28 protein-coding genes are annotated in these 24,591 nt (G+C 64.7%); 20 read left to right on the top strand and 8 right to left on the bottom strand.

Annotated features, from left to right (window positions below; all coding sequences use genetic code 11):
• Window positions 1-813, bottom strand: an 813-nt coding sequence (locus ACK41V_RS20150) for an esterase/lipase family protein (protein ID WP_409784963.1), incomplete at its 3' end; no start/stop codon positions are given.
• A gap of 150 nt (window positions 814-963) precedes the next feature.
• Here ACK41V_RS20150 and ACK41V_RS20145 point away from each other — a divergent pair.
• The 6 genes from ACK41V_RS20145 to ACK41V_RS20120 all read left to right on the top strand — a co-directional run bounded on the left by ACK41V_RS20145 (window position 964) and on the right by ACK41V_RS20120 (window position 6,151).
• The gene (locus ACK41V_RS20145) at window positions 964-1,704 is read left to right on the top strand and encodes an FFLEELY motif protein (protein WP_409784962.1); all 741 of its coding nucleotides are present in this window, start codon (window positions 964-966) and stop codon (window positions 1,702-1,704) included.
• Between the two features lie 85 nt (window positions 1,705-1,789).
• Window positions 1,790-3,472: an AMP-binding protein gene (locus ACK41V_RS20140; RefSeq protein WP_409784960.1), complete on the top strand. Its 1,683-nt coding sequence runs from the start codon at window positions 1,790-1,792 to the stop codon at window positions 3,470-3,472.
• Window positions 3,473-3,808: 336 nt separating this feature from the next.
• Window positions 3,809-4,741, top strand: a complete 933-nt coding sequence (locus tag ACK41V_RS20135) for an MBL fold metallo-hydrolase (protein ID WP_409784959.1) — start codon at window positions 3,809-3,811, stop codon at window positions 4,739-4,741.
• Between the two features lie 157 nt (window positions 4,742-4,898).
• Entirely contained in the window at window positions 4,899-5,279 is a 381-nt protein-coding gene (locus tag ACK41V_RS20130) for a pentapeptide repeat-containing protein (RefSeq protein ID WP_409784957.1), read from the top strand.
• 78 nt (window positions 5,280-5,357) lie between these two features.
• Complete coding sequence (locus ACK41V_RS20125) at window positions 5,358-5,648, top strand: hypothetical protein (RefSeq protein WP_409784955.1); 291 nt, start codon at window positions 5,358-5,360, stop codon at window positions 5,646-5,648.
• Window positions 5,649-5,941: 293 nt separating this feature from the next.
• The gene (locus tag ACK41V_RS20120) at window positions 5,942-6,151 is read left to right on the top strand and encodes a hypothetical protein (protein WP_409784953.1); all 210 of its coding nucleotides are present in this window, start codon (window positions 5,942-5,944) and stop codon (window positions 6,149-6,151) included.
• Window positions 6,152-6,333: 182 nt separating this feature from the next.
• Here the strand turns inward: ACK41V_RS20120 and ACK41V_RS20115 are convergent, their stop codons facing one another.
• Entirely contained in the window at window positions 6,334-6,939 is a 606-nt protein-coding gene (locus ACK41V_RS20115) for a DUF4124 domain-containing protein (RefSeq protein WP_409784952.1), read from the bottom strand.
• Between the two features lie 104 nt (window positions 6,940-7,043).
• The gene (locus ACK41V_RS20110; protein WP_409784950.1) at window positions 7,044-9,026 is read right to left on the bottom strand and encodes a transglycosylase SLT domain-containing protein; all 1,983 of its coding nucleotides are present in this window, start codon (window positions 9,024-9,026) and stop codon (window positions 7,044-7,046) included.
• A 14-nt stretch (window positions 9,027-9,040) separates the two neighbouring features.
• On the opposite strand from ACK41V_RS20110, the gene ACK41V_RS20105 reads away from it, so the two are divergent.
• The 3 genes from ACK41V_RS20105 (at window position 9,041) to ACK41V_RS20095 (ending at window position 10,886) form a co-directional block, all read left to right on the top strand.
• Window positions 9,041-9,613: a 5-formyltetrahydrofolate cyclo-ligase gene (locus tag ACK41V_RS20105; protein ID WP_306556427.1), complete on the top strand. Its 573-nt coding sequence runs from the start codon at window positions 9,041-9,043 to the stop codon at window positions 9,611-9,613.
• Window positions 9,614-9,876: 263 nt separating this feature from the next.
• A complete protein-coding gene (locus ACK41V_RS20100; protein WP_409784948.1) occupies window positions 9,877-10,569 on the top strand; it encodes a glutathione S-transferase family protein in 693 nt (230 codons plus the stop codon).
• Between the two features lie 8 nt (window positions 10,570-10,577).
• On the top strand, window positions 10,578-10,886 hold the full coding sequence (locus ACK41V_RS20095; RefSeq protein WP_409784946.1) for an NIPSNAP family protein: 309 nt from the start codon (window positions 10,578-10,580) through the stop codon (window positions 10,884-10,886).
• A gap of 24 nt (window positions 10,887-10,910) precedes the next feature.
• Here ACK41V_RS20095 and ACK41V_RS20090 read toward each other — a convergent pair whose 3' ends face one another.
• On the bottom strand, window positions 10,911-11,375 hold the full coding sequence (locus tag ACK41V_RS20090) for a hypothetical protein (RefSeq protein ID WP_409784944.1): 465 nt from the start codon (window positions 11,373-11,375) through the stop codon (window positions 10,911-10,913).
• Window positions 11,376-11,420: 45 nt separating this feature from the next.
• Between ACK41V_RS20090 and ACK41V_RS20085 the strand changes: the two genes are divergently transcribed.
• Together ACK41V_RS20085 and ACK41V_RS20080 are read left to right on the top strand one after the other, a co-directional pair.
• Window positions 11,421-12,671 (top strand): multifunctional CCA addition/repair protein, encoded by a 1,251-nt coding sequence (locus ACK41V_RS20085; RefSeq protein ID WP_409784942.1) that lies wholly within the window; start codon window positions 11,421-11,423, stop codon window positions 12,669-12,671.
• Between the two features lie 112 nt (window positions 12,672-12,783).
• Complete coding sequence (locus ACK41V_RS20080; RefSeq protein WP_409784941.1) at window positions 12,784-13,242, top strand: N-acetyltransferase family protein; 459 nt, start codon at window positions 12,784-12,786, stop codon at window positions 13,240-13,242.
• A 60-nt stretch (window positions 13,243-13,302) separates the two neighbouring features.
• On the opposite strand, the gene ACK41V_RS20075 is transcribed toward ACK41V_RS20080, so the two are convergent.
• A complete protein-coding gene (locus ACK41V_RS20075; RefSeq protein ID WP_409784939.1) occupies window positions 13,303-13,944 on the bottom strand; it encodes a DUF1109 domain-containing protein in 642 nt (213 codons plus the stop codon).
• Window positions 13,941-14,486, bottom strand: coding sequence for a sigma-70 family RNA polymerase sigma factor (locus ACK41V_RS20070; protein WP_409784938.1), 546 nt, complete (start codon window positions 14,484-14,486; stop codon window positions 13,941-13,943). The genes ACK41V_RS20075 and ACK41V_RS20070 overlap by 4 nt, the downstream gene beginning before the upstream one ends.
• Before the next feature lie 211 nt (window positions 14,487-14,697).
• Here ACK41V_RS20070 and ACK41V_RS20065 point away from each other — a divergent pair, with 211 nt between their 5' ends.
• Genes ACK41V_RS20065 through ACK41V_RS20050 form a run of 4 tightly spaced genes read left to right on the top strand, consistent with a single transcriptional unit; the run spans window position 14,698 to window position 17,119 of the window.
• Window positions 14,698-14,985 carry a DUF2282 domain-containing protein gene (locus tag ACK41V_RS20065; protein WP_409784936.1) on the top strand — a complete coding sequence of 96 codons (288 nt, stop codon included), beginning with the start codon at window positions 14,698-14,700 and terminating at the stop codon, window positions 14,983-14,985.
• Between the two features lie 21 nt (window positions 14,986-15,006).
• Window positions 15,007-15,870, top strand: a complete 864-nt coding sequence (locus tag ACK41V_RS20060; RefSeq protein WP_409784934.1) for a DUF692 domain-containing protein — start codon at window positions 15,007-15,009, stop codon at window positions 15,868-15,870.
• Complete coding sequence (locus tag ACK41V_RS20055) at window positions 15,861-16,649, top strand: DNA-binding domain-containing protein (RefSeq protein ID WP_409784933.1); 789 nt, start codon at window positions 15,861-15,863, stop codon at window positions 16,647-16,649. The genes ACK41V_RS20060 and ACK41V_RS20055 overlap by 10 nt, the downstream gene beginning before the upstream one ends.
• Window positions 16,646-17,119, top strand: a complete 474-nt coding sequence (locus ACK41V_RS20050) for a DoxX family protein (protein ID WP_409784932.1) — start codon at window positions 16,646-16,648, stop codon at window positions 17,117-17,119. The genes ACK41V_RS20055 and ACK41V_RS20050 overlap by 4 nt, the downstream gene beginning before the upstream one ends.
• A 31-nt stretch (window positions 17,120-17,150) precedes the next feature.
• On the opposite strand, the gene trxC is transcribed toward ACK41V_RS20050, so the two are convergent.
• On the bottom strand, window positions 17,151-17,588 hold the full coding sequence (gene trxC / locus ACK41V_RS20045; RefSeq protein ID WP_409784931.1) for a thioredoxin TrxC: 438 nt from the start codon (window positions 17,586-17,588) through the stop codon (window positions 17,151-17,153).
• A 245-nt stretch (window positions 17,589-17,833) separates the two neighbouring features.
• On the opposite strand from trxC, the gene otsB reads away from it, so the two are divergent.
• The 3 genes from otsB to otsA are packed head-to-tail and all read left to right on the top strand — an operon-like array spanning window position 17,834 to window position 21,816.
• On the top strand, window positions 17,834-18,556 hold the full coding sequence (otsB, locus tag ACK41V_RS20040; RefSeq protein ID WP_409784930.1) for a trehalose-phosphatase: 723 nt from the start codon (window positions 17,834-17,836) through the stop codon (window positions 18,554-18,556).
• Between the two features lie 26 nt (window positions 18,557-18,582).
• On the top strand, window positions 18,583-20,388 hold the full coding sequence (locus ACK41V_RS20035) for a glycoside hydrolase family 15 protein (RefSeq protein WP_409784929.1): 1,806 nt from the start codon (window positions 18,583-18,585) through the stop codon (window positions 20,386-20,388).
• A 48-nt stretch (window positions 20,389-20,436) separates the two neighbouring features.
• Window positions 20,437-21,816, top strand: a complete 1,380-nt coding sequence (gene otsA / locus ACK41V_RS20030; protein ID WP_409784928.1) for an alpha,alpha-trehalose-phosphate synthase (UDP-forming) — start codon at window positions 20,437-20,439, stop codon at window positions 21,814-21,816.
• Window positions 21,817-21,856: 40 nt separating this feature from the next.
• Here otsA and ACK41V_RS20025 read toward each other — a convergent pair whose 3' ends face one another.
• On the bottom strand, window positions 21,857-22,051 hold the full coding sequence (locus ACK41V_RS20025) for a DUF2905 domain-containing protein (RefSeq protein WP_409784927.1): 195 nt from the start codon (window positions 22,049-22,051) through the stop codon (window positions 21,857-21,859).
• Window positions 22,052-22,179: 128 nt separating this feature from the next.
• On the opposite strand from ACK41V_RS20025, the gene ACK41V_RS20020 reads away from it, so the two are divergent.
• Both ACK41V_RS20020 and eutC read left to right on the top strand, forming a co-directional pair.
• Window positions 22,180-23,580 carry an ethanolamine ammonia-lyase subunit EutB gene (locus tag ACK41V_RS20020; protein ID WP_409784965.1) on the top strand — a complete coding sequence of 467 codons (1,401 nt, stop codon included), beginning with the start codon at window positions 22,180-22,182 and terminating at the stop codon, window positions 23,578-23,580.
• A complete protein-coding gene (gene eutC / locus ACK41V_RS20015) occupies window positions 23,577-24,428 on the top strand; it encodes an ethanolamine ammonia-lyase subunit EutC (protein WP_409784926.1) in 852 nt (283 codons plus the stop codon). The genes ACK41V_RS20020 and eutC overlap by 4 nt, the downstream gene beginning before the upstream one ends.
• Window positions 24,429-24,591: the final 163 nt, after the last annotated feature.

Below are 24,591 nucleotides of genomic sequence, written 5' to 3'. Positions count from 1 at the left end.
CCGGTTATCCGCCCCCGGCAAACTGGCAGTGCTCGCCGGAAAAACGATGTTGTCGCAGTTCGAATACCAGCACGTAAACAAGGCAGCCCGCCCCGCAGGCTCCGCCTTCTGCAACGCCCCCACCCACTCCCCCGCCAAACTCATCTGCCGCCCATTCACCGCGCGACTGAACCGCCCCAACCAAGTCCCGCCGTGCGGCGTGCCCAGCGTCAACACCCGATGCACCCGCCCATCTGCCTGGTGCGCCCGCAACCACGCCCGCACCGCCAGCCCTCCCATGCTGTGGCACAGCAACACCGGCGCCAACCCCGTGGCAGCCGTTACCCGTGCAACCGCCTCCTCGATGGTGTCGGCGTAGTCATCGATAGAACCCATCACCGGCTCCAGATTGACCGCCACATACGCATGGCCAGCGCCCTGCAAGCGCGCAAACCACGGCAGCCACAAACCGCGGTTGCACATGAAGCCGTGCACCAGCACCACACCCCGCTGGCCCGTGGGCTGGGCGGGCAGCCAGTCGGGCAGTGACTGGTGGCGAAACGGCTGGCGCCAGCAAAAGACCATGAGCGCCACCCACACCTCCGCCCACCAGGCGGCCAGCACCTGCGACAAGCGCGCACGCGGCGCGGCGTCCGCGCTATTGGTGATGTGCATCAGCACAAACTCCACGGCCATGACCATCAGATAGAGGCCCAGCGGCAACAGCGCGCCCAGCACCGCGCGCACGGGGGACTGGGGCCATTGCCACACCAGCCAGGCGGCGATGGTTAGCAGGATGAACAGAAGAAGGGCTCGTTGCCAGCGCGCGATCATGTGTAGGGTCGTGTTGGTGGTGGTGCTATGCAGATGTTGTAATTCAGCAAGCCGCATTTTGCGGTCTGGGCCGCCCACCCTGCCCTGCCCGTGACACGCGGTGACCCGCCATAACCCGCCGCCATCAGACTGTGGAGAGAAAACCGCCCCATGGACGCCGCCCAGACCATCCGCGACAGCATTGCCGACGTGACCGCACTGCGGCTGCACCGCACAGGCGACCCCGCACTGGGGGCGGCAGTCGGCACGGTCAAAACCCTGCAGGCGAAGCGCTTTCGGGGCACATATTCAGACCTGATGGGCTCGCCCTCGTTCGGCCCGGCGGCCCGGTTCTTTTTGGAAGAGCTGTACAGCGACACCGACTACACCGACCGCGACCTGCAGTTTGGCCGCATCGCGGGCACGCTGCAGACCATGTTTCCCCAGCCCGCGGTGACCACAGCAGTGGCACTTGCCGTGCTGCATGCCCAGACCGAGGGACTGGACCAGGACATGGGCCGCGCTTGGTTGGCGCATGCCGACGCAGCAACCGACGCCGCCCGCTACACCGCCGCCTGGCGCACCGTGGGCCAGCGCCATGCGCGGCAAGAGCAACTGCAACGCGTGCTGGCCATGGGCACCGACCTGGCGCGCCTGACCCGCACGCCGGGCCTGCGGATGATGCTGCGCATGATGCGCGGCCCGGCGAACGCGGCCGGCATGGGGGCATTGCAGAAGTTTCTGGAGGCTGGGTTCGACACCTTTGGCCAGCTTTCGCGCCAGCGCGGCGGGGTCGAACAGTTCTTGACCACCATCGAGGCGCGCGAGCGGGCGTTGATGGATCAACTATTTGACGCCGAACCTGTCACCTGCGAGACCCAGCTTTCGCGCACCCTAGGACAAGCCCGATAGCCCATTGCGCCCCCGGATTCCACAATCTGTGCCCACGCCGCATCGGCGGCGAACCCCATTCAAGTGAGCACAAGGAAAAAAGCGCATGGAAAAGATCTGGCTCAAGAGCTACCCCCCGGGCGTACCGCACGACGTGCAGCCCGAGCAATACCGCTCGGTGGCTCACCTGCTGGAAGAATCCTTCCGCAAACACGCATCGAGCCCGTTTTCGGTCTGCATGGACCAGTGGATGACCTACGGCGAGCTGGAACGCCGCTCGGCCGCTTTGGGCGCCTATCTGCAAAGCCTGGGGCTGGAACCCGGCGCGCGCGTGGCCATCATGCTGCCCAACATTCCGCAGTTCGGCGTGACCATGGCCGCCGTGCTGCGCGCGGGCTACACCTGTGTCAACGTGAACCCTCTGTACACCGCCCGCGAGCTGGAGCACCAGCTCAAGGACTCGGGCGCCACGGCCATCGTGATCCTGGAGAACTTTGCGCACACGCTGTCACAGGTCATTGACCGCACCGCCATCAAGCAGGTGGTGATGACGTCGATGGGCGACCTGCTGGGCTTCTGGTTTGGCCAGTGGATCACCTTTGCCGTGCGCCACCTGGCCAAGATGGTGCCTGCGTACGACCTGCCGCTGTCGAGCGGTCGCAAGGTTGTCACCTTCAAAAAGGCACTGTCGGTGGGCGAGCACAAGTCGCTGGCGTCTAGCCAAGCCACGCTCGACTCGATTGCCTTTCTGCAATACACCGGCGGCACCACGGGGCTGTCCAAGGGCGCCGTGCTCACCCACCGCAACATCGTGGCCGCCACGCTGCAGGCGGAGGCCTGGTTCACCCCGGCGCTGTCGAAGGTGGGCGACCTGAGCAAGGCCAACAGCATTGCTGCGCTGCCGCTGTACCACATCTTTGCGCTCACGCTGTGCCTGCTGGCCATTCGCCAAGGCTCCAGCATGACGCTGATCCCCAACCCGCGCGACATCCCAAAGTTCATTGCCGAACTGAAAAAGCGCCCCTTCCACATGCTGCCCGCCGTGAACACGCTGTTCAACGCGCTGCTGCAGAACCCGCAGTTCAAGACCCTCGACTTCTCGCACTTGTGCGTGTCGCAAGCGGGTGGCATGGCGGCCAGCGAAGGCACGGCCAAGCAGTGGCAGAAGGTGACCGGCAGCACCATGATCGAAGGCTGGGGCATGAGCGAGACCTGCGCCATCGGCACCAACAACCCGGTGATCAACACCGAGTTCAGCGGCAACATCGGCCTGCCGCTGCCGGGCATCGACATTGCCATCAAGGACGACGAGGGCAAAAGCGTGCCCCAGGGCGAGTCGGGCGAGATCTGCATCCGCGGCCCCAACGTGATGGTGGGCTACTACAACCAGCCCGAAGAGAACGCCAAGGCCTTCACGCCCGACGGCTTCATGCGCACGGGCGACATCGGCATCATGGACGCCGAGGGCTACACCCGCATCATCGACCGCAAGAAGGACATGATTCTGGTGAGCGGCTTCAACGTGTTCCCCAACGAGCTGGAACAGGTCATCAGCCTGTGCCCCGGCGTGGTGGAATGCGCGGCCATCGGCATCCCCGACGAAAAACAGGGCGAGGCGATCAAGGTGTTTGTCATCAAGAACGACCCCACGCTCAGCGAGGAAGACGTGGCCCGCTACTGCCAGGAAAACCTCACGGGCTACAAGCGGCCCAAGTACATCGAGTTCCGCGACGAGCTGCCCAAGAGCAACGTGGGCAAGATTTTGCGGAGAGAACTCCGAAAGGCATAGGACGCTTACCCGGCGGCGGCCCCGCAAAACAGCGCGGCCGCCAGCGTGTTTTGCCACGGGCGTCTTGGCGCTCTTTTTGCTTCCGATGCACCCTCATCCGGGACGCGCAGGGGTGGATTCGAATCGCTGGCCGCGCCTGCATACCAACCACACTCGCGCAGTGGCGGGCGTGACGTTCTGATACAGCTTGGCACATTGGAATGCCAGCGTTAAGCCAAGGTTTGCGGGTTTTGGAGGACTGTGGGCGGTGACGACCTGCGGTACGCTGGGCAGTAGCCCACGGCGCGGCACCTCGCTGAAGGATGCCCGCCACCGACGCCCCGAATTCCTGCCCCCATGCCCACCACAGCGCCCCACGATCTCCTGCCCCCTGAAATCACCGTCCTCGAACGCGGCTGGCTGTCGGCCAACAACATCCTCTTCATCGGCCACCACGACACCGCCATCGTTGACACGGGCTACTGCAGCCATGCCGAGCAGACCGTGGACCTGGTGCGCGACGCCCTTGCAGGCCGCAGACTCGACCGCGTGCTCAACACCCACCTGCACAGCGACCACTGCGGCGGCAACGCGGCGCTGCAAAAGGCCTGGCCCGGCGCGCTCACGGCCATTCCGCCCGGCCAGGCCGACCATGTGCGCCAGTGGGATGCGTACGCGCTGAGCTACACCCCCACAGGCCAGGAATGCCCGCCCTTTCGGGCCGATACGTTGCTGATGCCCGGCTCTTGTGTGCTGCTGGGCGACAAGCCCTGGCAGGTGCATGCCGCGCCGGGGCACGATCCGCATTCGGTGGTGCTGTTCGAGCCCCAGGGCCGCGTGCTGATCTCGGCCGATGCGCTGTGGGAAAACGGTTTTGGTGTCGTGTTTCCCGAGCTAGAAGGCGACGACGCTTTTGCCGACGTCGCAGCCACGCTGGATGTGATCGAGAAGCTGTCGCCCCAGGTCGTTATCCCAGGCCACGGGCCGGTGTTTGCGGATGCACCCCGTGCCATCGACGGCGCCCGCCGCCGCCTGGACGGTTTTGTGCGCAACCCCGGCAAACACGCGCTGTATGCGGCCAAGGTGCTGCTGAAATACAAGCTACTGGAGTGGCAGCAGATCAGCATGGCCGCCCTCACTACCTGGGCCCAGGCCACGCCCTACTTCGGCATGCTGCACCAAACCTATTTCGGCGATCAGCCCGAGGATGCGTGGCTGCAGGGCCTGGCGGATGATTTAGTGCGGTCTGGCGCAGCGCTGCGTCAGAGGGAGATGCTGCACAACGTGTGATTTGGCTTCGCGGTTTCTGGGGCAGCTTTGGGCCCAAAGTCGCCATCCAGATTCGTGCTCCATAGCCGTCATTCAATATGGCCTGAGGCACAAGCTATAGTGGTTAACGCTGCCCTGTGCTGTCTACATTCCGTTTAAATTCATTATCCTTCAGAGCGTGCGATACGAGAGCCGGGAGTCTCTGCCCGAGGGGTGGGAGGAAGGCGTCTTGAGGTACTGCGAGATCTTCGGAATTCACTTTGATGGGCGTGGGCCGGAGGGCGCAGTTTTGGACTCCACGTTTGAGGCATGCAGTTGGTATTGGTCTTTGTTCAATACCGCCAACTTCGTTGGGGTTAACTTTAGGAGGTGTGAGTTTTCTGGCGTCTCGTTCGCCGGCTGTCGTTTCGTCGAGTGCACCTTCGAAGATTGCCAATTCACGGAGGACTCCTTCGGGAAGCCCTGCAGGTTCAAAGAAAACCGCTGGTATCGGTGCCAGTTCGTGAGAACCGACAAACCAGTAGCTCTGATCGCCGAGATCACGTCTCTTGAGCCCTAAAACGGCAATCGCCGCACATCCTATGGGCGCGTTTGCCTGCCGAGTGTCTGCCGCTCATTTCACTTTATGCGCAATTCAATGAATCCCTTCGTCGGAACCTGGGTCGGCCCAGACGAATACACCTCTGAAGTACAGTATTTGGTTCGAGAGGCAGGTGAGCAACTGGAGGTCTGCGCGATAGACCAGAGCGACGGTGAAGTGGGCGATGTAAGCAGCGTGGCGCTTGCAGAAGGCGAGCTTGCATTTGTGGTTTTGTGGCGGTCTACCGGCCGTGTGGCTAGCTGTCGGCTCAAGCTCCTCGTGGAAGGTGAGGCTGAACTTACATTCACGTTCACCGATCATGTGCACCTTGTTAAACGCGGCGCCTAACCCCGCGTTGGAGCAAGCGCCTTTATTGGCCGCGACGGACTCCTATTGGCCGACAGCAGTGATCCTCCAACCAACGGCGCGACTTCGCGTCCGGCTGGGCCTATGATTGTTTGCCAGCGTAGACAGCCATCCGCTCACAACCTACGCTGCAAGTCACTCCTACCGGGTTCTGCCGCTTACCTCAAACGTTGTCCATGACAGAACACAACGAGACACCGCCAACTCGGCCATCGTGGTTGCTGATCGCAGGCATTTGGCTAGGCGGGGCCGCAGGGGTCGGTGGAATAGTTGCAATGATCCTCATCGCAATCGAGAAAGTTCGGGCTGGGCAACCCCTCGAAATGTATCGGACGCATTGGCTTGTGGAGTTCAACTGGATAGGCTTTCTTATCCTTATGGCGGCCATCGCCGTAGCGCTCGCCGTCGGAGTGTTTTTCTGGTGGAAGGAGCGGCGCGAGGTCCACGCGCTTCTTACCAAGTACTCCGGGGACCGACATGGATAACTGGTTGCTCGACGCGGACCTGCGACTTCGAGCTGCCGCTTTGCAGCGTATGTTGCAGTCCGGTCACCGCCTACGTTGAGCGTCCGCTTTCAGCCGCCCCACCGGCCGCTCCTGGCCGCAAGCAGGCAGAGGGTCGTGCCTCCAGCCCCCCGCCACCTGCCCAGCAACCCAAGACCGCCCCATCAATGCTTGAACTGCTTGTCGCAGCCCGTCACGTGGTTCTTGCTGCTGGACATGCACTGGTAGAACGACTTCTTGTTGCCCGACGCGCCCTGGCAGTCTGACACGCTGTATTTGCCCTTGGCTTCGCGGATCTTGGGGGCCGTGCTGTCGAAAGCGGCTTGGGTCATGTAGCCGTCGCGCACATTCTTCTGGCCCACTTCCAGCATCAGGTCGGCCTGGTATTTGATGTTGTCCACAGCGGTGGAGCAGTTGAGCGGCACCTGTTGGCCGTCCACCGTGCCCAGGGACTTTTTGAGCCCCTCGCCAAACTCCTCCACGTCTTTCGAAATCTTCTTGGTGCCGTCGGCGTTGTACTGGGTGGCACCCGCAGACTTGCCCGCCGTGCCGCCCTTGCTGCCTGCACTGCCCGCACTACCCGCACCACCACTGGTGCCGTTGTTGTTCTGCAGCTTCATCGGCTCGGCATCCTGCTTGGCAGGGGGCGGCTGCGACCCGTAATGGGTCTTGCCATTGGCATCGACCCACTTGTAAACCGGCTGCGCGTGGGCGGCAGTACCCAAAAGCAATCCCAAGGCGGCCCAAGCCACCGCACGTCCTATTCTCATGGTCTCCCTCCAAATATTCGATCAAAACAGGCTCTAGCGCTTATCCAATAAGCGCTGATAGCTCTTCTATTTATAGCAAACGACTTCCCGCTGGGCTGGACAAGTCAGGGCAGATCCTTGTTCACCTCCGGCGCCGCCGCATCGCGCGGGCCGATGGTGCCCAGGCGGCTCTTGAGCGACTGGGGCTGGCCGGTCAGCATGGCGGCGTAGTTGGTGGTGTTGGACAGCACCTTCTTCACGTAGTCGCGCGTCTCGGCAAACGGCACGTTTTCGGCCCAGATGGCGGCATCCAGCACCGGGCCGTTGCGCCAGCTGCGCGGGCGGCCGGGGCCAGCGTTGTAGGCGGCGGCGGCCATGGGCATGGAGCCCGCAAAGTCGTCCAGCGCCAGCTTGAGGTACGCCGTGCCGATGGTGATGTTGGTGTCGCGGTCGTTGATCTGGTCGGCGGTGAAGCCGTTCAGACCAATCTTTTTGGCCGTCCAGCGCGCGGTGGCGGGCATGACCTGCATCAGGCCCGAGGCGCCCACGTGGGAGCGCGCGTCCATGATGAAGCGGCTTTCCTGGCGGATCAGGCCGTACACATAGGCAGGGTCCAGGCCAATGCCGTTGGCACGCTCCACGACTGCGTTGCGGAAGGGGGTGGGGAAGCGCTGGCTGGTCTCGATGAATCCCTTGGTGCGTTCGCTGGTGTTGATGCAGCGGTCCCACACCTCGCGCTGGCACGCAAAGTCGGCGGCGGCCAGCAGTTCGCGGTCGGCCATGCCACCGCTCTGGTGCAGGTTGGTGGTGTAGTTCCACTCGCGCACGCCCTCGCTGCGCAGGCCGAGCAGGATGGCGTACAGGCCACGGTTGAGCCCGGGGTTGGCGCGGGCGGCGGCTTTTTCTTCGGTCGTCAGCGGCGCAGGGGCCGGGGGCGTGGTGATGCGCTGGCCCAGTTCCTCCAGCGCCAGCATCTCGTAAAAGCCGCGGGTGCTGGCAATGGCCTCCAGCAACTGGCGGGCCTCGGCGCGGTCGGTATCGCTGGGCTTGCCTGCCAGCAGCGAGCGGGCCTTCCAGTACGCCCAGGTGCTGTCCTGCCGGGCTTCGGCACTCATGGCGTCCACGGCCTTGCCCACGGCCTTCCACTGGCCGGCGCGCAATGCAGCACGCACCTTCCAGCCCAGCAACTCGTCGTTCAGGTCGCTGTCTTTGGTCACATTGGCAAAGTAGCCCGCAGCGCTGCCCGAGAGCTTTTGGGCAGCGGCCTTGCCGATCACGCCCCAGGCCCAGTTGCGCTCTTCGGGCGTCAGGTGCACGCTCCATTTGCTGTCGAGCTGCTGCGCAGCGCCGTCGGGGTCGCCACCCGCCAGCTTGATCAGGGCCAGCAGCACCAGCTCTTGGCGCGCGTTGCCGCGTGCGGTGGCGCGTGACAGCAGGAACTTGGTGGGGGTGTCCAGCACTTCTTTGAGCAGTGGCAGCGAGTCGGGCGAGACGATCTCGACGGCATTGCGCACCACGCGCGGCCGGTTGGCCTCCACCCCCAGGCGCGCCTTGCGCCAGATGTCGAGCGCAGTGAGTTTTTTGTAACCGTAGAGTTCGCCCGCCGCATGGGTGCAGCCGTCGTCGGCGTCGCGGATGGCATACCAGTTGCTGCGCACATCGTCGCCTACCGTGGCAGGGGCTGTGCCTTTGATCTGGTCGATGAGCAAGGCATAGCAACGCACTTCGCGGTCGTCGGACATGCGGTAGCTGGGGTGCTGCTCGGCAAACTGTGCCCAGTTGCGCCGCTGGCCCAGCAGCAGCAGCCAGTCATTGCGCATGCGGTCTTCCTGGTAGCTGCCCACATAGCGCTGCATGAAGGACTGGATTTCTGCGGGCTGGGCCTCGCCGAGGCGGGCTTTCAGCTCCCAATAGGCCGCCCAGGGCTCCAGCGCATGGCCACGTGCGGCGGGCAGCAACTGCGCGAGCTTGTTGCGGTCGCCTTTGCGAAACGCCTGCTGCATCTCCAGCAGGGTATCGTCACCCTTGTTTTGCGCCTGGACAAGGGGCGCTGCGGTGGCCAGCAGGGCGCTGGCGACAAGCGGTGTCAGAATTCGAAACAATTGCATGGGGGAATTATCTGATGGACAAAGCAGCCCTTCGGCGCGCGTTGATAGAAGAACGCCTCAACTTGCCTGATCGCCTACAGCGATCCGACCTGTTACAGCAGGTGATGCGCATCTGGCTGGTGAACCGGCCGGACACCGTGATCGGCGCCTATTGGCCCATCAAGGGCGAGTTTGACCCCCTGCCCGCCCTGCACCGCTGGAAGGAAGACGGCGAGCTGCTGGACGAACCCCAGCGCCGTCGCATCGGCCTGCCAGTGGTCAACAAGGTGCACAAAACGCTGACCTTCCACGCCTGGCACCCCGGCTGCCTCATGGAAGAAGACGCCTACGGCATCCCCAAGCCGAAGGACACCGAGGTCATTGTGCCCACGCTGCTGTTTGTGCCTTGCGTGGGCTACGCGCCGGGCGGCTATCGGCTGGGCTACGGCGGGGGTTTTTATGACCGCACACTGGCCACGCTGCAGCCCAAGCCGTTTACGGTGGGGCTGGGTTTCACCCATGGCTATCTGGATGACTTTGAGCCGGAAGAATTTGACCTGCCGCTCGATGGCATCTTGAACGACAACGGTTTGGTCTGGCCTGTATAGGAAGCCCCCCTGAGTCGCCTGCGGCGCCTTCCCCCGAGGGGGACGCCACCGGTGGACTGGCCGAGCCAGATCCACGGTGGCACTGGTAGGGGGCCGCGCCGGTTTCAAAGCGCGTAGCCACTGGCATCGCCCGCTGGTGCCCCGCAGTCTGCGCGGCTACTGTATTGATGCCCACGCGGCATCAAACAGCGTGCCAATGAGCATTGGCGAAAGACGGGGCCGGGGGTAGCATCCGGGCTTCGTTCCAGCCACACTTTTCATCCATGCTCAAGCTCTACATCGGCAACAAAAACTACTCCTCCTGGTCCATGCGCCCCTGGGTGCTGCTCAAGCAGGCGGGCATCGTGTTTGAAGAAGTGCGTGTGCGCTTCGACAGTTTTGATGCCGATTCGGAATTCAAGCGCGCGATGGGCCCCGTGAGCCCCACCGGCAAGGTGCCCGTGCTGGTGGATGGCGACCTGGTGGTGTGGGACACGCTGGCGATTGCGGAATATGTGGCCGAAACCCACCCCGACAAGAATCTCTGGCCCACGGACGCCAAGGCCCGCGCACGCGCCCGCAGCGTCTGCGCCGAGATGCACAGCGGCTTCATCGCCCTGCGCGGCAACTGCCCCATGAACATCGAGGCGAACCTGGCCGACACTGGCGCGCTGCTGTGGCGCGACCAGGCTGGCGTGCGCGCCGATGTGAACCGCCTGGTGGAGATGTGGAGCGCCCTGTTGCAAGAGCACGGCGGGCCGATGCTGTTTGGCGAGTTCACCGTGGCCGACGCCTACTTTGCGCCTGTGTGCATGCGCCTACACAGCTATGCGCTGCCCCTGCCGCCGCACATCAGCGCGTATGTGGATCGCGTACGCGAGCTGCCGGGGGTAAAAGCATGGATCGACGACGCGCTGGCCGAGAAAGATTTTCTGGACTTTGAAGAGCCCTACCGCCTGCGTCACACCGAAGGCTGAACCGCACCATGGCCGTCACCATCTATCTGCGCTACGTGCTCAACACCCGCAAGCTCAAGGAGTTTGAGCACTACGGAAAACTGTGGATCCCGCTGGTCGAAAAGTTCGGCGGCAAACACCACGGCTACTTCATGCCCAGTGAGGGCGCCAACAACATTGCGCTGGCGCTGTTCACGTTTGAGAGCCTCGCGGCCTACGAGGTGTACCGCGAACAGTCGATGCAGGATGCGGAATGCCAGGCGGCGTTTCGGTATGCCGCAGAAACCGAGTGCATCGTGAGTTATGAGCGGAGTTTTTTCAGGCCGGTGTTTGGCTGAACAAGCACTGCGCAGGGAGCCCCGCTACCGAAACTGCTTGCGCAAAAACGGCTTGTGCCGCGCGATATGCGCCAACTGTGCGGGGGCAACAGTGCCGCCCAGGTCTTCCTCTTCCGCATTGAGCACCTGGTTGGCATAGGCCAACGCACGGGCCACCACCTCTTCGTCGCTCACGCCCTGCTGCGCGGCCAGGTCCAGCGCCACGCGTTTCATGGCGCGCTGCGACAGCATCCACATGGCGCCAAAGGCATCCCACGCGGCCATCGCCTCCTTGAACTTGTCGCGGTCGGCCAGGATTTCGCTGAGGGGCTTGGCCAGGATCTCCTGCAGGTCGTCCACCTTGGCCTTGAGGGCTTCGAACTGCGCCTCGCGCTGCAGGGCTTCGGCGGCGGCATTGGCCGCTGCGTCGGGCGCCGTGGGCACGGGCACGCTGCCGTCGGGGTTGAGCTGGGCAATGGTGAGGTCGGAAAGGTCAGACGATGGGGACATGGTGAGCTGGAATATACGGCCGAGGGCCCGGCCTAAACTACGCCGATGCAAATCTACATGGTGGGCGGCGCCGTCCGCGACAAGCTGTTGGGCCGACCGGTGAATGACCACGACTGGGTGGTGGTGGGCGCCACGCCCGAGCAGATGCTGAAGCTGGGCTACCTGCCCGTGGGCCGCGACTTCCCGGTGTTTTTGCACCCCGACACCCGCGAGGAATACGCACTGGCGCGCACTGAGCGCAAGAGCGGGCGGGGCTACCGGGGTTTTGTGGTGGAAAGCTCGCCCGATGTGACGCTGGAAGAAGACCTGTCGCGCCGCGACCTCACTATCAATGCAATAGCTACTAGCGCTTATGGAATAAGCGCTGGAGGCATATTTGACCCATATTTTGGTGCCAGAGACATCGAATCGCGGGTGCTGCGCCATGTGACGGACGCGTTTCGCGAAGACCCGGTGCGCATCCTGCGCGTGGCGCGGTTTGCGGCGCGGTTCACCGACTTCACCGTGGCCCCCGAGACGATGCAGCTGATGCGCGAGATGGTGGAACACGGCGAGGTGGACCATCTGGTGGCCGAGCGTGTGTGGCAGGAGCTGGCGCGCGGGCTGATGGAAGAAAAGCCCTCGCGCATGTTTGAGGTGCTGCGCGAGTGTGGCGCGCTGCAGGTGCTGCTGCCCGAGGTGGCGCGGCTGTGGGGCGTGCCCCAGCGGGCCGAGTACCACCCCGAGGTGGACACGGGTGTGCACCTGATGATGGTGCTGGACATGTCGGCCCGGCTGAACGCGCCACTCACCGTGCGGTTTGCCTGCCTGGCCCACGACCTGGGCAAGGGCACCACGCCCGCCGATGTGCTGCCGCGCCACATCGGCCATGAGGAGCGCAGCGCCGAACTGCTGAAAGATGTGGCCGAGCGCCTGCGTGTGCCGGTGGACTGCCGCGAGACCGCCGATGTGGTGGCGCGCGAGCACGGCCACATCCACCGCAGCAGCGAGCTGTCGGCCGCCGCGCTGGTGCGCCTGCTGGAGCGCTGCGACGCAATCCGCAAGCCCGAGCGTTTTGCCGACATTCTGCTGGCCTGCGAATGCGACGCACGCGGGCGGCTGGGCTTTGAAGAATCGGCCTACCCACAACGCCCGCGCTTGGCTGCCGTGCTGGCGGCGGTGCAGTCGGTGGTCACGCGCGACATTGCGGCACACGCCGCGGCCAAGGGTGTGAGCGGCCCGCAGGTGGGCACGCTGATTCATCAGGCTCGGGTAGCGGCGGTGGCGCAATGGCTCGCCCAGGGTGAGGCCCCCTGACCAGGCCGTGCGCCACGGGCGAAACGCTCCCTACAATCCGCCTCCGTCCGCATTCCACACCAGAGTGCGAGTTGCATCACCCGCCCCACGCGCACCCCATCTGCCACGCCCCATGAACGCTGTGCACATCCGCCTTGCCACCCCGGCCGACACCGACGCCATTGCCCCGCTGTTCGATGCATACCGGCAGTTCTACGAGCAGGCGCCCGACCTGCCTAGCGCCCACGCGTTCATTGCCCAGCGGCTGGAGCGTGCGGAGTCGGTGGTCTTGCTGGCGCTGGATGCGTCGGGGTCGGCCATCGGGTTTTGCCAGCTCTACCCAACGTTCTGCTCCGTGGAGGCCGCGCCCATCTACACGCTGTATGACCTGTTCGTGGAGCCTGGCGCGCGCAAAACGGGCGCCGGGCGCAGCCTGATGATGGCGGCCGAGGCCACGGCCCGCGCGCACGGCAAAGCGCGCATGGACCTGACGACCGCACACAGCAACACGGCCGCGCAGTCGCTCTATGAATCCTTGGGGTGGGTGCAGGACACGGTGTTCCGCGCCTACACCCGGCGGATTGCGAGCTGAAGGGCTCCAGCCGCGCAAGCCGGGTGGAATACCTCTTGGCGATGTTCCCGGTCTTGGCGGCTACCAGCGAAGAAAACGCGGCCCCAGCACTGCGCCCAGCGCCGTTGGGATGGCCATGCCTGCCAGGTACCACACCGCCAGAAACGGCGTGGCCATCTCGGGGCAGTGCAAGGCGTACACCAATGCGCCCAGCGCGCCAGCCAGCAAGCCCGCACCCGCACCGGCCCACGCCAGACGGGTGGGCGCGGCGCCCTTGAGCGCCCAGAAACCCGCGACAAAGGCCGGCACCGACAACAACGCGATGTTGAAAGGGCACGTGCGCCACGTGCTGCCCAGGATGAGAGGCATGCGCTCTACCGAGGGCACTTGCGACAGCGCCACCAGCGCAATGGCCCACAACACCAGCGGCGGCACAGCCAGCAGCAGGGCTGCGCGCCCCACCTGCATGCCCGGGCGGGCCATGCGGCGCAGCAGCGTCAGCCCGGCAGCGGCCAAAGCGGCCGCAAACACCAGCTTGCCCCAGAACATCGGCAGCGCCATGGTGGCCAGCAGATCGGTGCGCAGACCAAACAGCGCCAGCATCAACACCCCTGCGCCCGCAATGCCCGCCAGCGTGGCCACGGCAAAACGCTGCTCGATGGCCGTGTTTTTTACCGGCCGGTCATCGGTGGCCAGCAGGTGGATCAATTCATCGGTTCTCATGCCATTCCCCTGATCTTGGCGGCCAGGGCCTTGAGCCCCCGGTGCACGCCGATTTTGACGGCCGACTCCGACAGCCCCGTGAGGCGCGCCGTCTCGACCACCGACAAACCTTCCAACTTCACATACTCAATCGGCAGACGCTGCTTGTCCGGCAACGTGCGCAGCAGTTGCCCCAGGTCGCGCCGGGCCTCGGCCGCCTCGCTGTCGCTGCTGGCGAACAATTCGTCCGCATCGTCCAACGGGTCGTTGCGCCCTTCTTTCACGGCGTGCGAGCGCAGCCAGTCAATGAGCTTGTAGCGCGCAATGGCGTGGGCCCAGGCGGTGACCGGCATCTCGGGCCGGTAGGTGTGGCGCTGGTTGTGCACTGCGAGCAGGGTTTCCTGCACCAGGTCCTCCACCTCGTCGGGCCGCTGCGCCAGTCGGCGGCGTAAAAAGGCGCGCAAGTGCGCACTCAGCTCCTTCAGAAAGCGCTGGTAGGCCGCCGCGTCGGCGTCCAGCCCTTGCAGCAGCAAACCGCGCAGTCGCTCTTCAACAATCTCCATGGTGTCTCCCTGGAGTGAATTCGGTGGCGCAAGCCAAAGGGTTACAGGCAGCGCAAAAAAATCTTTGCAATGCCGCCGCGATTTTTCTGCGCCAGGCTGTAACCAGCGCGCCGCATTGCGCGAATTACAACGCAGATCGGGTCGTTTGAATCAGCCACAGCGTGGCACCCCCGGTCGGTTTCAACCTGTCTTTTTACTGGAGAACTTCGACATGACCCCACGTACCCTCAGCATTGGCGCCCTTGCACTGGCCGCCCTCGCCTCTGGCGCCGCCATTGCCCAGACCCAGCCCGCAGAAGCGGCCAAGCCTGCCATGGAAAAGTGCTACGGCGTTTCGATGGCTGGCAAGAACGACTGCGCTGCCGGCCCCGGCACCACCTGTGCGGGTTCGTCCAAAGTGGACTACCAGGGCAATGCCTGGAAGTTTGTGCCCGCTGGCACCTGCGCATCGATTAAGACGCCCAAGGGCATGGGTTCGCTGATGCCCGTCAAGGCCTGAGCCTGCCGCCTGACTGCCACCATGGGACCGCACCCCACCACCATCGCCATCACCGCAGGCCTGGGGCTCAAGCCCCAGCACTACGAGGACGCCTTGCACTGCACGGCGCCGGGTCTGTGGTGGGAGGTGCACCCTGAAAACTATCTGGCCGATGGGGGCCCACGTCTGGCTTGGCTGGAGGCCATTCGGGGCCAGCACCCGGTGTCCTTGCATGGTGTTTCCTTGTCCCTCGCCGCCGATGCGCAGCCGGACGAAGCGCATCTGGCCCGTCTGGCTGCGTTGGCGCGCCGGATCGAGCCTGTGCTGGTGTCTGAACACTTGGCATGGTCTACCTGGCGCGGGCCGTACCGGCCCGACCAGCTGCCTTTTCCCCGCACCCACGCGGCGCTAACCCGCATTGCCAACAACATTGCCCGCACCCAGGACGCCCTGCAGCGGCTCATTGCCATCGAGAACCCCACGCACTACCTGCACATCGACGGCCACGACTGGGCCGAAACAGATTTTCTGGCGGAGCTGGTGCGCCGCACCGGCTGCGCCCTGCTGCTGGACGTGAACAACGTCTACATCAGTGCCAACAACCTGGCCACCTGTGCACAGGCGTACGTGGATGCCTTTCCGCTGCACGCCGTGGCCGAGATCCACCTGGCCGGCCACCATGCGGACCCACTGCATGGCAACGCCTTGCTCATCGACAGCCACGACGACGCCATCGCACCCGCCGTGTGGGCCCTGTATGAGCGCGTGATCGAGCGGACCGGCCCCGTACCCACTCTGATCGAGCGCGATGACAACCTGCCTTGCTTTGACGAACTGCTGAGTGAGCGTAACCATGCACACCGCTTGGTGACCGCAGCCCAGCCTGTAGAGGCCCCATGCAGCTGACCACGTTTCAAGAGGGGTTCTCGGCCGCCTTGCTGGCCGATATGCCCCCAGACGAGGCGCCCGCCCCATGGCTCAGGGCGTTGCAGGCCCAACCCGGTTTTTCGGTCTACCGCAACACCGTGCTCAAGGCCTGCATCGACGCCCTGCAGGCCAACTACCCGGCGGTGTGGAAACTGGTGGGCGAAGACTGGTTTCGCGCGGCGGCAGCCGTCTATGCTCGCAAGCAGCCGCCCAGTGACGGGCGATTGATGGACTACGGCGCGGGGTTTTCGGACTTTCTGCAGACCTTCGAGCCCGCCGCAGAACTGCCCTACCTGCCTGCCGTGGCTCGGCTGGACCGCTGCTGGACCGAATGCCACCTGGCCGCCGATACCCCGGCTCTGCCCCCCGACTGGCTGGCGCACCAGGCACCCGGAACCCTGGGCCACCAGCACCTGCAGCCCCACCCGGCAGCCCGCTGGGCCTGGTGCGATCAACACCCCGCATTCACGCTTTGGGCGCTGCAGCGCGACGGCCAAACCACCAAAGCACAAGTGCCGTGGATTGGCGATGGTGGTCTGCTGACCCGCCCCCACGCCGCCGTGGTGTGGCATCCACTGCCGTGGGCGGGCGTGGTGTTCCTGAACGCCTGCGCCACCGGTGCATCGCTGGAACAGGCCGCGACCGAGGCGCTCACCGCAGACCCGACCACCGATTTTTCCGCCTTGATCGGCCTGCTGCTGAACGCTGGCGCCCTGGCCCCGCTACAACCATCCCCCCAGGCTGAGGAGGCCGCATGAACCACACCACCCACCACCCCACCGCCCCCGCCAGCGGCCCACGCGCGATGCAGGCCCGCCTGGCCGACATCGTCACGCTGTGCACGCCGCACAGCCTGCTGGCGCTGGTCAACCGGATTGCGATCGCGGGCATTTTCTGGCTGTCGGCCCGCACCAAGGTGGAGGGATGGTTCACGGTATCCGACAGCGCCTACGCCTTGTTCCGCGAGGAGTACAAGCTACCCCTGCTGCCCCCCGAGCTGGCCGCACAGATGGCGACCGTGGCAGAGCATGTATTTCCCATCCTGCTGGTGCTGGGCCTGTTCACGCGCTTGTCGGCTCTGGCGCTGTTGGGCATGACGCTGGTGATCCAGGTCTTTGTCTACCCCGATGCATGGCCCACGCACCTGTCTTGGGCAGGGCTGATGCTCTATCTGGCCGGGCGCGGTGCGGGCAACGTGTCACTGGACCGGGCACTGGGCATCCGTTGAAAGCGCGCCACGGCGCTTGCCTCAGCCCGCCTCAGCCCGCTGCAGTACGCACCCAACGCACGATGTCCGCCGCACCCAGGGCGCCCGAGATGCGGGCCACCTCGCGGCCCTGCTGAAAAAGAATCATCGTGGGAATGCTGCGGATGGCATAACGCGCCGCAATGGCCTGCTGAGCCTCGGTATTGAGCTTAGCCACGCGCACATGCGGCTCCAGTTCGCGGGCGGCTTGCGCAAACGCAGGCGCCATTTGCAGGCAAGGCCCGCACCAAGGCGCCCAAAAGTCCACCAGCACCGGAATCTGACTGCGCCCCACATGGCGGTCGAAGGAGTTGCCATCCAGCTCCAGCGGCGCGCCTGCAAAAAGAGGTTGGTGGCACTTTCCACAATCCGGCGCGTTGCCCAGGTCGGCCGCTTGCACGCGGTTGGTGGTGTGGCAATGGGGGCAAACAATGTGGGGAGCTTCGGTCATGGGTACGGACGAAAGTGGATGGAGTGCACTCGGTACGGCTGAGAGAGTGCTTCTCTCACAATGCGGCCAAAACCGAGTGTTTCAAGGCGCATCCGCCGTGGCTCCAGACCACCCAAATTCAAAGCGCCCGGCGTCCATCGGACACTTTTTCTCCGAACAAAAAAACACAAAAACGCGCGCGAATACCAGAGTTGAAACACCCTTCCGCTGAATCCCGCCTTGCGCAATCTGCTATGGTTTTACCTATGCAGCTGCTCCCCTTACTGACAACTGCCCACGCGCTTTTCCTCGATTTCGACGGCACTCTGACAGAGATGGCGCCGCGCCCCGAGGCGGTGCGTGTCGCGTCTGGGCTGGTGCCCACGCTGAGTGCACTGCACACCCAACTGGGGGGTGCACTGGCCATCGTGACGGGTCGGCGCGAGGCGGACATTGATATCTTTCTGGCGCCCCTGCGATTGCCGCTGGCCAGCGAACACGGCGCCCAATATCGCCTCACAGACACGTCTTACCCGTCGATTGCACAGCCAGACCTGGAACCGGTTTTGCGCGCTGCGCATGAACTGGTGACGCAAAATCCTGGTTTGTTGGTAGAGCCCAAACGGGCCAGCGTCGCCTTGCACTACCGCCTGGCACCCCACCTTGAAGACCTGTGCTACCACACCCTGGCGCGCGCCATGCAGGGCGTTGATGGGGTCGAATTGCTGCGCGGCAAATGCGTTTTTGAAGTCAAGCCAAGAGGCGCCAACAAAGGCCAGGCGATCACCGACTTCATGACCCAATCGCCTTTTGCAGGCCGCATTCCCGTGTTTGTGGGCGACGATGTCACCGACGAGGCAGGTTTTGCCGCCGTGCAGGCACTGGGCGGCTGGGGCATCAAGGTGGGTGAAGGCCCGACCCTGGCACAACACCGCTGCATGACCCCCGCTGCGCTGCGAGGCTGGTTGTCGGCCGCACGCACCCACTGAAACCACCCCCATCAAGAACGTCCACCATGAACACTGCAGCCTCTGAACCCCAGGCGGGTTCCCTGAACCTGGGCATGATCGGCAACTGCGCCATCAGCGCACTGATCGACAACCACGCACGCATGGTGTGGTGCTGCCTGCCCCGTTTTGACGGCGATCCGGTGTTCAACGCCCTGCTGCAGCCGGGCGATGGCGGCAGCCACTTCAGCATCGAGCTGGAAGACTTTGCATCGGCCCACCAGTGGTACGAACCCAATACCGCCATCTTGCGCACCCAGCTTTTTGACAAGGCTGGGCATGGCGTAGAGATCACCGACTTTGCCCCGCGTTTTTACAGCCGATCGCGCTACTTTCGCCCAAGCACACTGGTGCGCCGGGTGCGGCCCATCCAGGGTGCGCCGCGCATCCGTGTGTCGATCAAGGTGCTGTACGACTGGGGCCAGTCCGAGCCCCAGATCACCCGGGGCAGCAACCACATTCGCTACGTGGGCGAGCACATGACGCTGCGGCTGTCGACCGATGCGCCGGTGTCCCACGTGCTGTCGGGCCAAGCCTTTGTGCTGACGCGGGAACACAACTTTTTGTTGGGCGCCGATGAAACCCTGACCGACGGCATCGCAGACACAGCGCGGCTGTTCGAGCAAGAAACCACTGCCTATTGGCGCAGTTGGACGCGTGCACTGGCGGTGCCGCTGGAATGGCAGGACGCAGTGATCCGCGCGGCCATCACGCTCAAGCTGTCGCTGTACGAGGAAACCGGTGCCATCGTGGCCGCCATGACCACCAGCATCCCAGAGTCGGCACACAGCGGGCGCAACTGGGACTATCGCTACTGCTGGTTGCGTGATGCGTTTTTTGTAGTGCGCGCGCTCAACAGCATTTCTGAAGTCGGCACCATGGAGGACTACCTGCGCTGGCTGAGCAATGTGGTGGTGGAAGGCGGTGACGGCCACATCCAGCCGCTGTACGGCATTGGCCTGGAGCGCGAACTGCCCGAGGTCATGATGCCGCAGCTGGCGGGCTACCGCGGCATGGGGCCGGTGCGGGTGGGCAACCAGGCTGCCGAGCATTTTCAGCACGACGTGTACGGCAACATTGTGCTGGGCGCAGCCCAGGCGTTCCACGACCACCGGTTGCTTCACCGCGCGGGGCTGGGCGAATTCACCCGGCTGGAACAAGTGGGCGAGAACGCGGTGCGCGTTTATGGCCAGCCAGACGCTGGCATGTGGGAGTTGCGCACACGCGCCCGGGTGCACACCTCGTCGGCCCTCATGAGCTGGGCCGCCTGTGACCGCCTCGCCAAGATTGCGACGACCCTGCAATTGCCCGATCGCGCCAGCTACTGGCACGCCCACGCCGAGCGCATGCGCGATGAAATTCTGGACAAGTCGTGGAGCACCGAGCGCCAGGCCTTTGCCGAGAGCTTTGGCGGGCGCGAGCTGGATGCCAGCGTGCTGCTGATGGCGGAAGTGGGCCTGATCGACCCCAAAGATCCCCGCTTTGTCAGCACCGTCGATGCCATGGAAAAGAGCCTGTGCGACGGGCCTTACATGCGTCGGTACGAGGCTGCGGACGATTTCGGCAAACCCGAGACGGCCTTCAACATCTGCACGTTCTGGCGCATTGATGCGCTGGCCCGCATTGGTCGCAAGGCCGAGGCACGCGCCATCTTTGAGGCCATGCTGGCCGCCCGCAACCCGCTGGGGCTGCTCTCGGAAGACACCCATCCCGAGACGCGCGAGATGTGGGGTAACTTCCCACAGACCTATTCCATGGTGGGCGTGATCAACGCAGCCGTGCGCCTTTCGGCAGCCTGGGACACCGTGATTTGAGGCTGCGTCCGACAACCGCCTGCTCAACTTTGCAAGGATGATCAAAGGATGAGCAGACTCGTTGTTATCTCCAACCGCCTCGCAGACCCCCGCAAACCGGCCGCAGGCGGCTTGGCTGTTGCGCTGGGAGAAGCCCTCAACCAGACCGGCGGCCTGTGGTTCGGCTGGAGCGGCACCGTGGTCGAGGACGGCACGCCCGGCGAGAGCGAGCTGCACACGCGCCAGGCAGGCCCTGTGACGCTGGCCACCGTGGACCTGTGCAGCGAGGACCACCGCAGCTACTACCAGGGCTACAGCAACAGCGTGTTGTGGCCCGTATTCCATTACCGGCTGGACCTGGCGGACTTCGATGCCAGCTACATCGCGGGCTATCGGCGTGTGAACCAGATGTTTGCGCGCAAGTTGCTGCCCCTTCTGCGCGACGACGACACCATCTGGGTGCACGACTACCACCTGATTCCGCTGGCCGCAGAGCTGAGGGCGATGGGCTGCAAGCAGCGCATCGGGTTCTTCCTGCACATCCCTGTGCCACCGCCCCTCATCATGGCTGCCATCCCGCAGCACGAGTGGTTGATGCGCTCGCTGCTTGCCTACGACCTGGTGGGTCTGCAGAGCGAGGCCGATGTGTCGCACTTCAAACGCTACGTGCGCAACGAGGGCAGCGCGGAAGAGCTGGACGACACCCGCGTGCGCGCTTTTGGTGCCACGGTGGTCGTGAAGTCCTTCCCCATTGGCATTGACGTGGACGAGTTCACCCGGCTCACACATGCCAGCGATGCGATGGAAACCTTCGAAAGCATGCGCGCTGAATACTCGCGCCGCAGATTGTTGATGGGCATCGACCGGCTCGACTATTCCAAGGGCATTCCGCAACGCGTGCGCGCGTTTCGCGAACTGCTGGACCGTTACCCGGAAAACCGCGACAGCGCCACGCTGATCATGATTGCGTCACCCACGCGAGACGATGTGCACGCCTACTCAGACCTGCGCCAGGAACTGGAAGGGCTGTGTGGCTCCGTCAACGGCGACTACGGCGAACTCGACTGGATGCCCGTGCGCTACATCCACCGCATGGTGGCCCGCAAACGCGTGCCAGGTCTGTGCCGTGCCGCTGCGGTGGGTTTGGTCACGCCACTGCGTGACGGCATGAACCTGGTTGCCAAGGAATACGTGGTGGCGCAAGATCCGGAAGACCCCGGTGTGTTGGTGCTGTCACGGTTTGCCGGTGCCGCCGAGCAGCTGAAAGAAGCGCTGCTGGTCAACCCCTACGACACCCAGGGCATGGCGGACAGCATTCAACAAGCGCTGCAGATGCCTTTGGCGGAGCGGCAAGCGCGCCACCAAAAACTCATGGCCCGCATCTGCGAGCACGACGTGCACTGGTGGCGCAAGTCGTTTTTGAGCGCATTGCAAACCGCTAGCGAGTGACGGAAATGACGGCTGATCAGGCGCCGCGTTGCGGCAACCCTCAAATCCACTTCACCAACAGCCCGACCACAAAACTCAACAGCAGCGTGGAGGCGAGCGGCACATCCCAATCGCGCCCCAGCCAGCGAAACCGAAAGTCCCCCGGCAGCCGCCCGAAGCCTATGCGCCGCAGCATGGGCGACAGCCAGCTGATGAACATCAGGGCCAGAAAGATGACAAGGAACCAGCGGATCATGGTGTGCCGAGTGTAGGCGCGTGGGCGCACAATGCGCCGGACCACCGGTTGCCGGTCTATGGGCGCGACAACCGGCACGGCGCTTGCTTCACATCGACGACGGCGATTTCAAGGCGGCAACACACCCCATGGCAGGCAGCGACCACATCACACTCGGCGGCGAGCGCTGGCACTTTGAGGGCCTGCGGGAACTGCTGGCCAAGGCATCGCCTCTGCGCTCGGGCGACGCGCTGGCGGGTGTAGCGGCCACGTCGTCGGTGGAGCGCATGGTAGCGCGCCTGTGCCTGGCCGACGTGCCATTGCGCCGGTTTTTGAACGAAGCGCTCATCCCGTACGAAAGCGACGAGGTCACCCGCCTCATCATCGACAAGCACGACACCACCGCATTTGCGCCCATCGCCCATCTCACAGTGGGCGACTTTCGCAACTGGCTACTGGCCCACGAAACCGACAGCACCACCCTGGCTGCCGTGGCGACCGGCATCACCCCCGAAATGGCGGCGGCCGTGAGCAAGCTCATGCGCAACCAGGACTTGATCGCCGTGGCGCGCAAGTGCCGCGTAGTCACGCGGTTTCGCAACACCATCGGCCTGCCCGGCCACTTGGCCGTGCGTCTGCAGCCCAACCACCCCACCGACGACCTGCGCGGCATCGCGGCCTCGATGATCGATGGGCTGCTGTACGGCGCGGGCGATGCGGTGATCGGTGTGAACCCCGCCACCGACAGCATCGCCGCCCTGACGGGGCTGGTGCACATGCTGGGCGATGTGATCGACCGGTTGCAGATCCCCACGCAGTCGTGTGTGCTTACGCATGTGACCAACACGATCCAGATGGTGGAGCAAGGCGCGCCGGTGGACCTGGTGTTCCAGTCCATCGCGGGCACCGAGGCCGCCAACGCAAGTTTTGGTATTTCACTCGCGCTGCTGAAGGAAGCGCGTGAGGCGGCACTTTCACTGCGGCGTGGAACCCTGGGCGACAACGTGATGTATTTCGAGACCGGCCAGGGCAGCGCCCTGTCGGCCAACGCACACCATGGCGTGGACCAGCAGACCTGCGAAGCGCGGGCGTATGGCGTGGCCCGCGCGTTCTCGCCGTTGCTGACCAACACGGTGGTCGGCTTTATCGGGCCCGAGTATTTGTACGACGGCAAACAGATCATCCGCGCGGGACTGGAAGACCATTTCTGCGGCAAGTTGCTGGGCGTGCCGCTGGGCTGCGATGTCTGCTACACCAACCATGCCGAGGCCGACTCGGACGACATGGACACGCTGATGACGCTGCTGGGCACGGCGGGGCTGACCTTCATCATGGGCGTGCCGGGGGCCGACGACATCATGCTCAACTACCAGAGCACCTCGTTCCACGACGCGCTGTACCTGCGCGAGGTGCTGGGCCTGCAGTGCGCGCCCGAGTTCGGCGCGTGGCTGCAAAGTATGCGCATCACCGACGCGGACGGGCGTCTACTGCCCGCCACGGCGCAGCACCCGGCGTTGGCGCAGATGCGGCAACTGAGGCTCGGCTCATGACGTCCGACAAAGCGCAACACGGCATCCCTCCTGACCCGTGGGACGACCTGCGCGCCCACACGCAGGCGCGCCTGGCCCTGGGGCGCGCGGGTGCGGCACTGCCATCGGCCGAGCTGCTGCGTTTTGGTTTGGCCCATGCGCAGGCGCGCGATGCTGTGCACATCCCGCTGGACGCCGAAGCGCTCGCCACCCAACTGCAGGCCCTGGGCAACACCACGCGGCAAGTCCACAGTGCGGCCCCCGACCGCGCCACTTACCTGCTGCGCCCCGATCTCGGTCGCCGCCTGAGCGACGCCGATGCACTGGCGCTGCGCGCCCGGGACGATCAGCCCAACGACGGCAGCCCCGTGGACCTGCTGCTGGTGGTGGCCGATGGCCTGTCCTCCCTGGCCGTTTCGCGGCAGGCACCGCCGCTCATCGGCGCGATTCGCCAACAGGCGCCCGCAGGCTGGACGCTGGGCCCGGTCGTGATTGCCCAGCAGGCCCGCGTGGCGCTGGGCGACGAGGTGGGGGCGCTGCTGGGGGCACGCCTGGTGGCGGTGCTGATCGGCGAACGCCCGGGCCTCAGTTCGCCCGACAGCCTGGGCATCTACCTGACCTGGCACCCCCAGGTGGGGCGTCACGATGCGCAGCGCAACTGCATCTCGAACGTGCGGCCCGAGGGCCTGCCCCCGGCCGCCGCCGCCGCGCGGCTGTGGTGGCTGTGTCAGGAGGCCCGACAGCTGGGGTTGACGGGTGTGGGGCTGAAGGACCGCAGCGATGGGGTGGCGCTGGCAGCCAGGGACGCTGCCGCAGCGCAGCACCGCGTTGAAAGCAAAGCCAGCACGCCTCCCGGCCCCTCCGCGTGATTTCCCACCGACCTCAGCCACCGCGCTGAAACTCCCTCCCCCCTCGCGGGGGAGGGTTGGGGAGAGCAACTGTGTTTGAAGTCAAGCATTTTTCAAGCACCCGCGGTCTGTGGATAACCAGCCTGCCAAGGCTTGCCCGAGCGGATCACCGCATTGATGATCG

This window comes from Acidovorax sp., from assembly GCF_046291265.1.
Classification (GTDB): Bacteria; Pseudomonadota; Gammaproteobacteria; order Burkholderiales; family Burkholderiaceae_C; genus Acidovorax.
The sequence above is the reverse complement of the archived record's forward strand: the minus strand, read 5'-3'. Positions and strand labels throughout refer to the sequence as shown.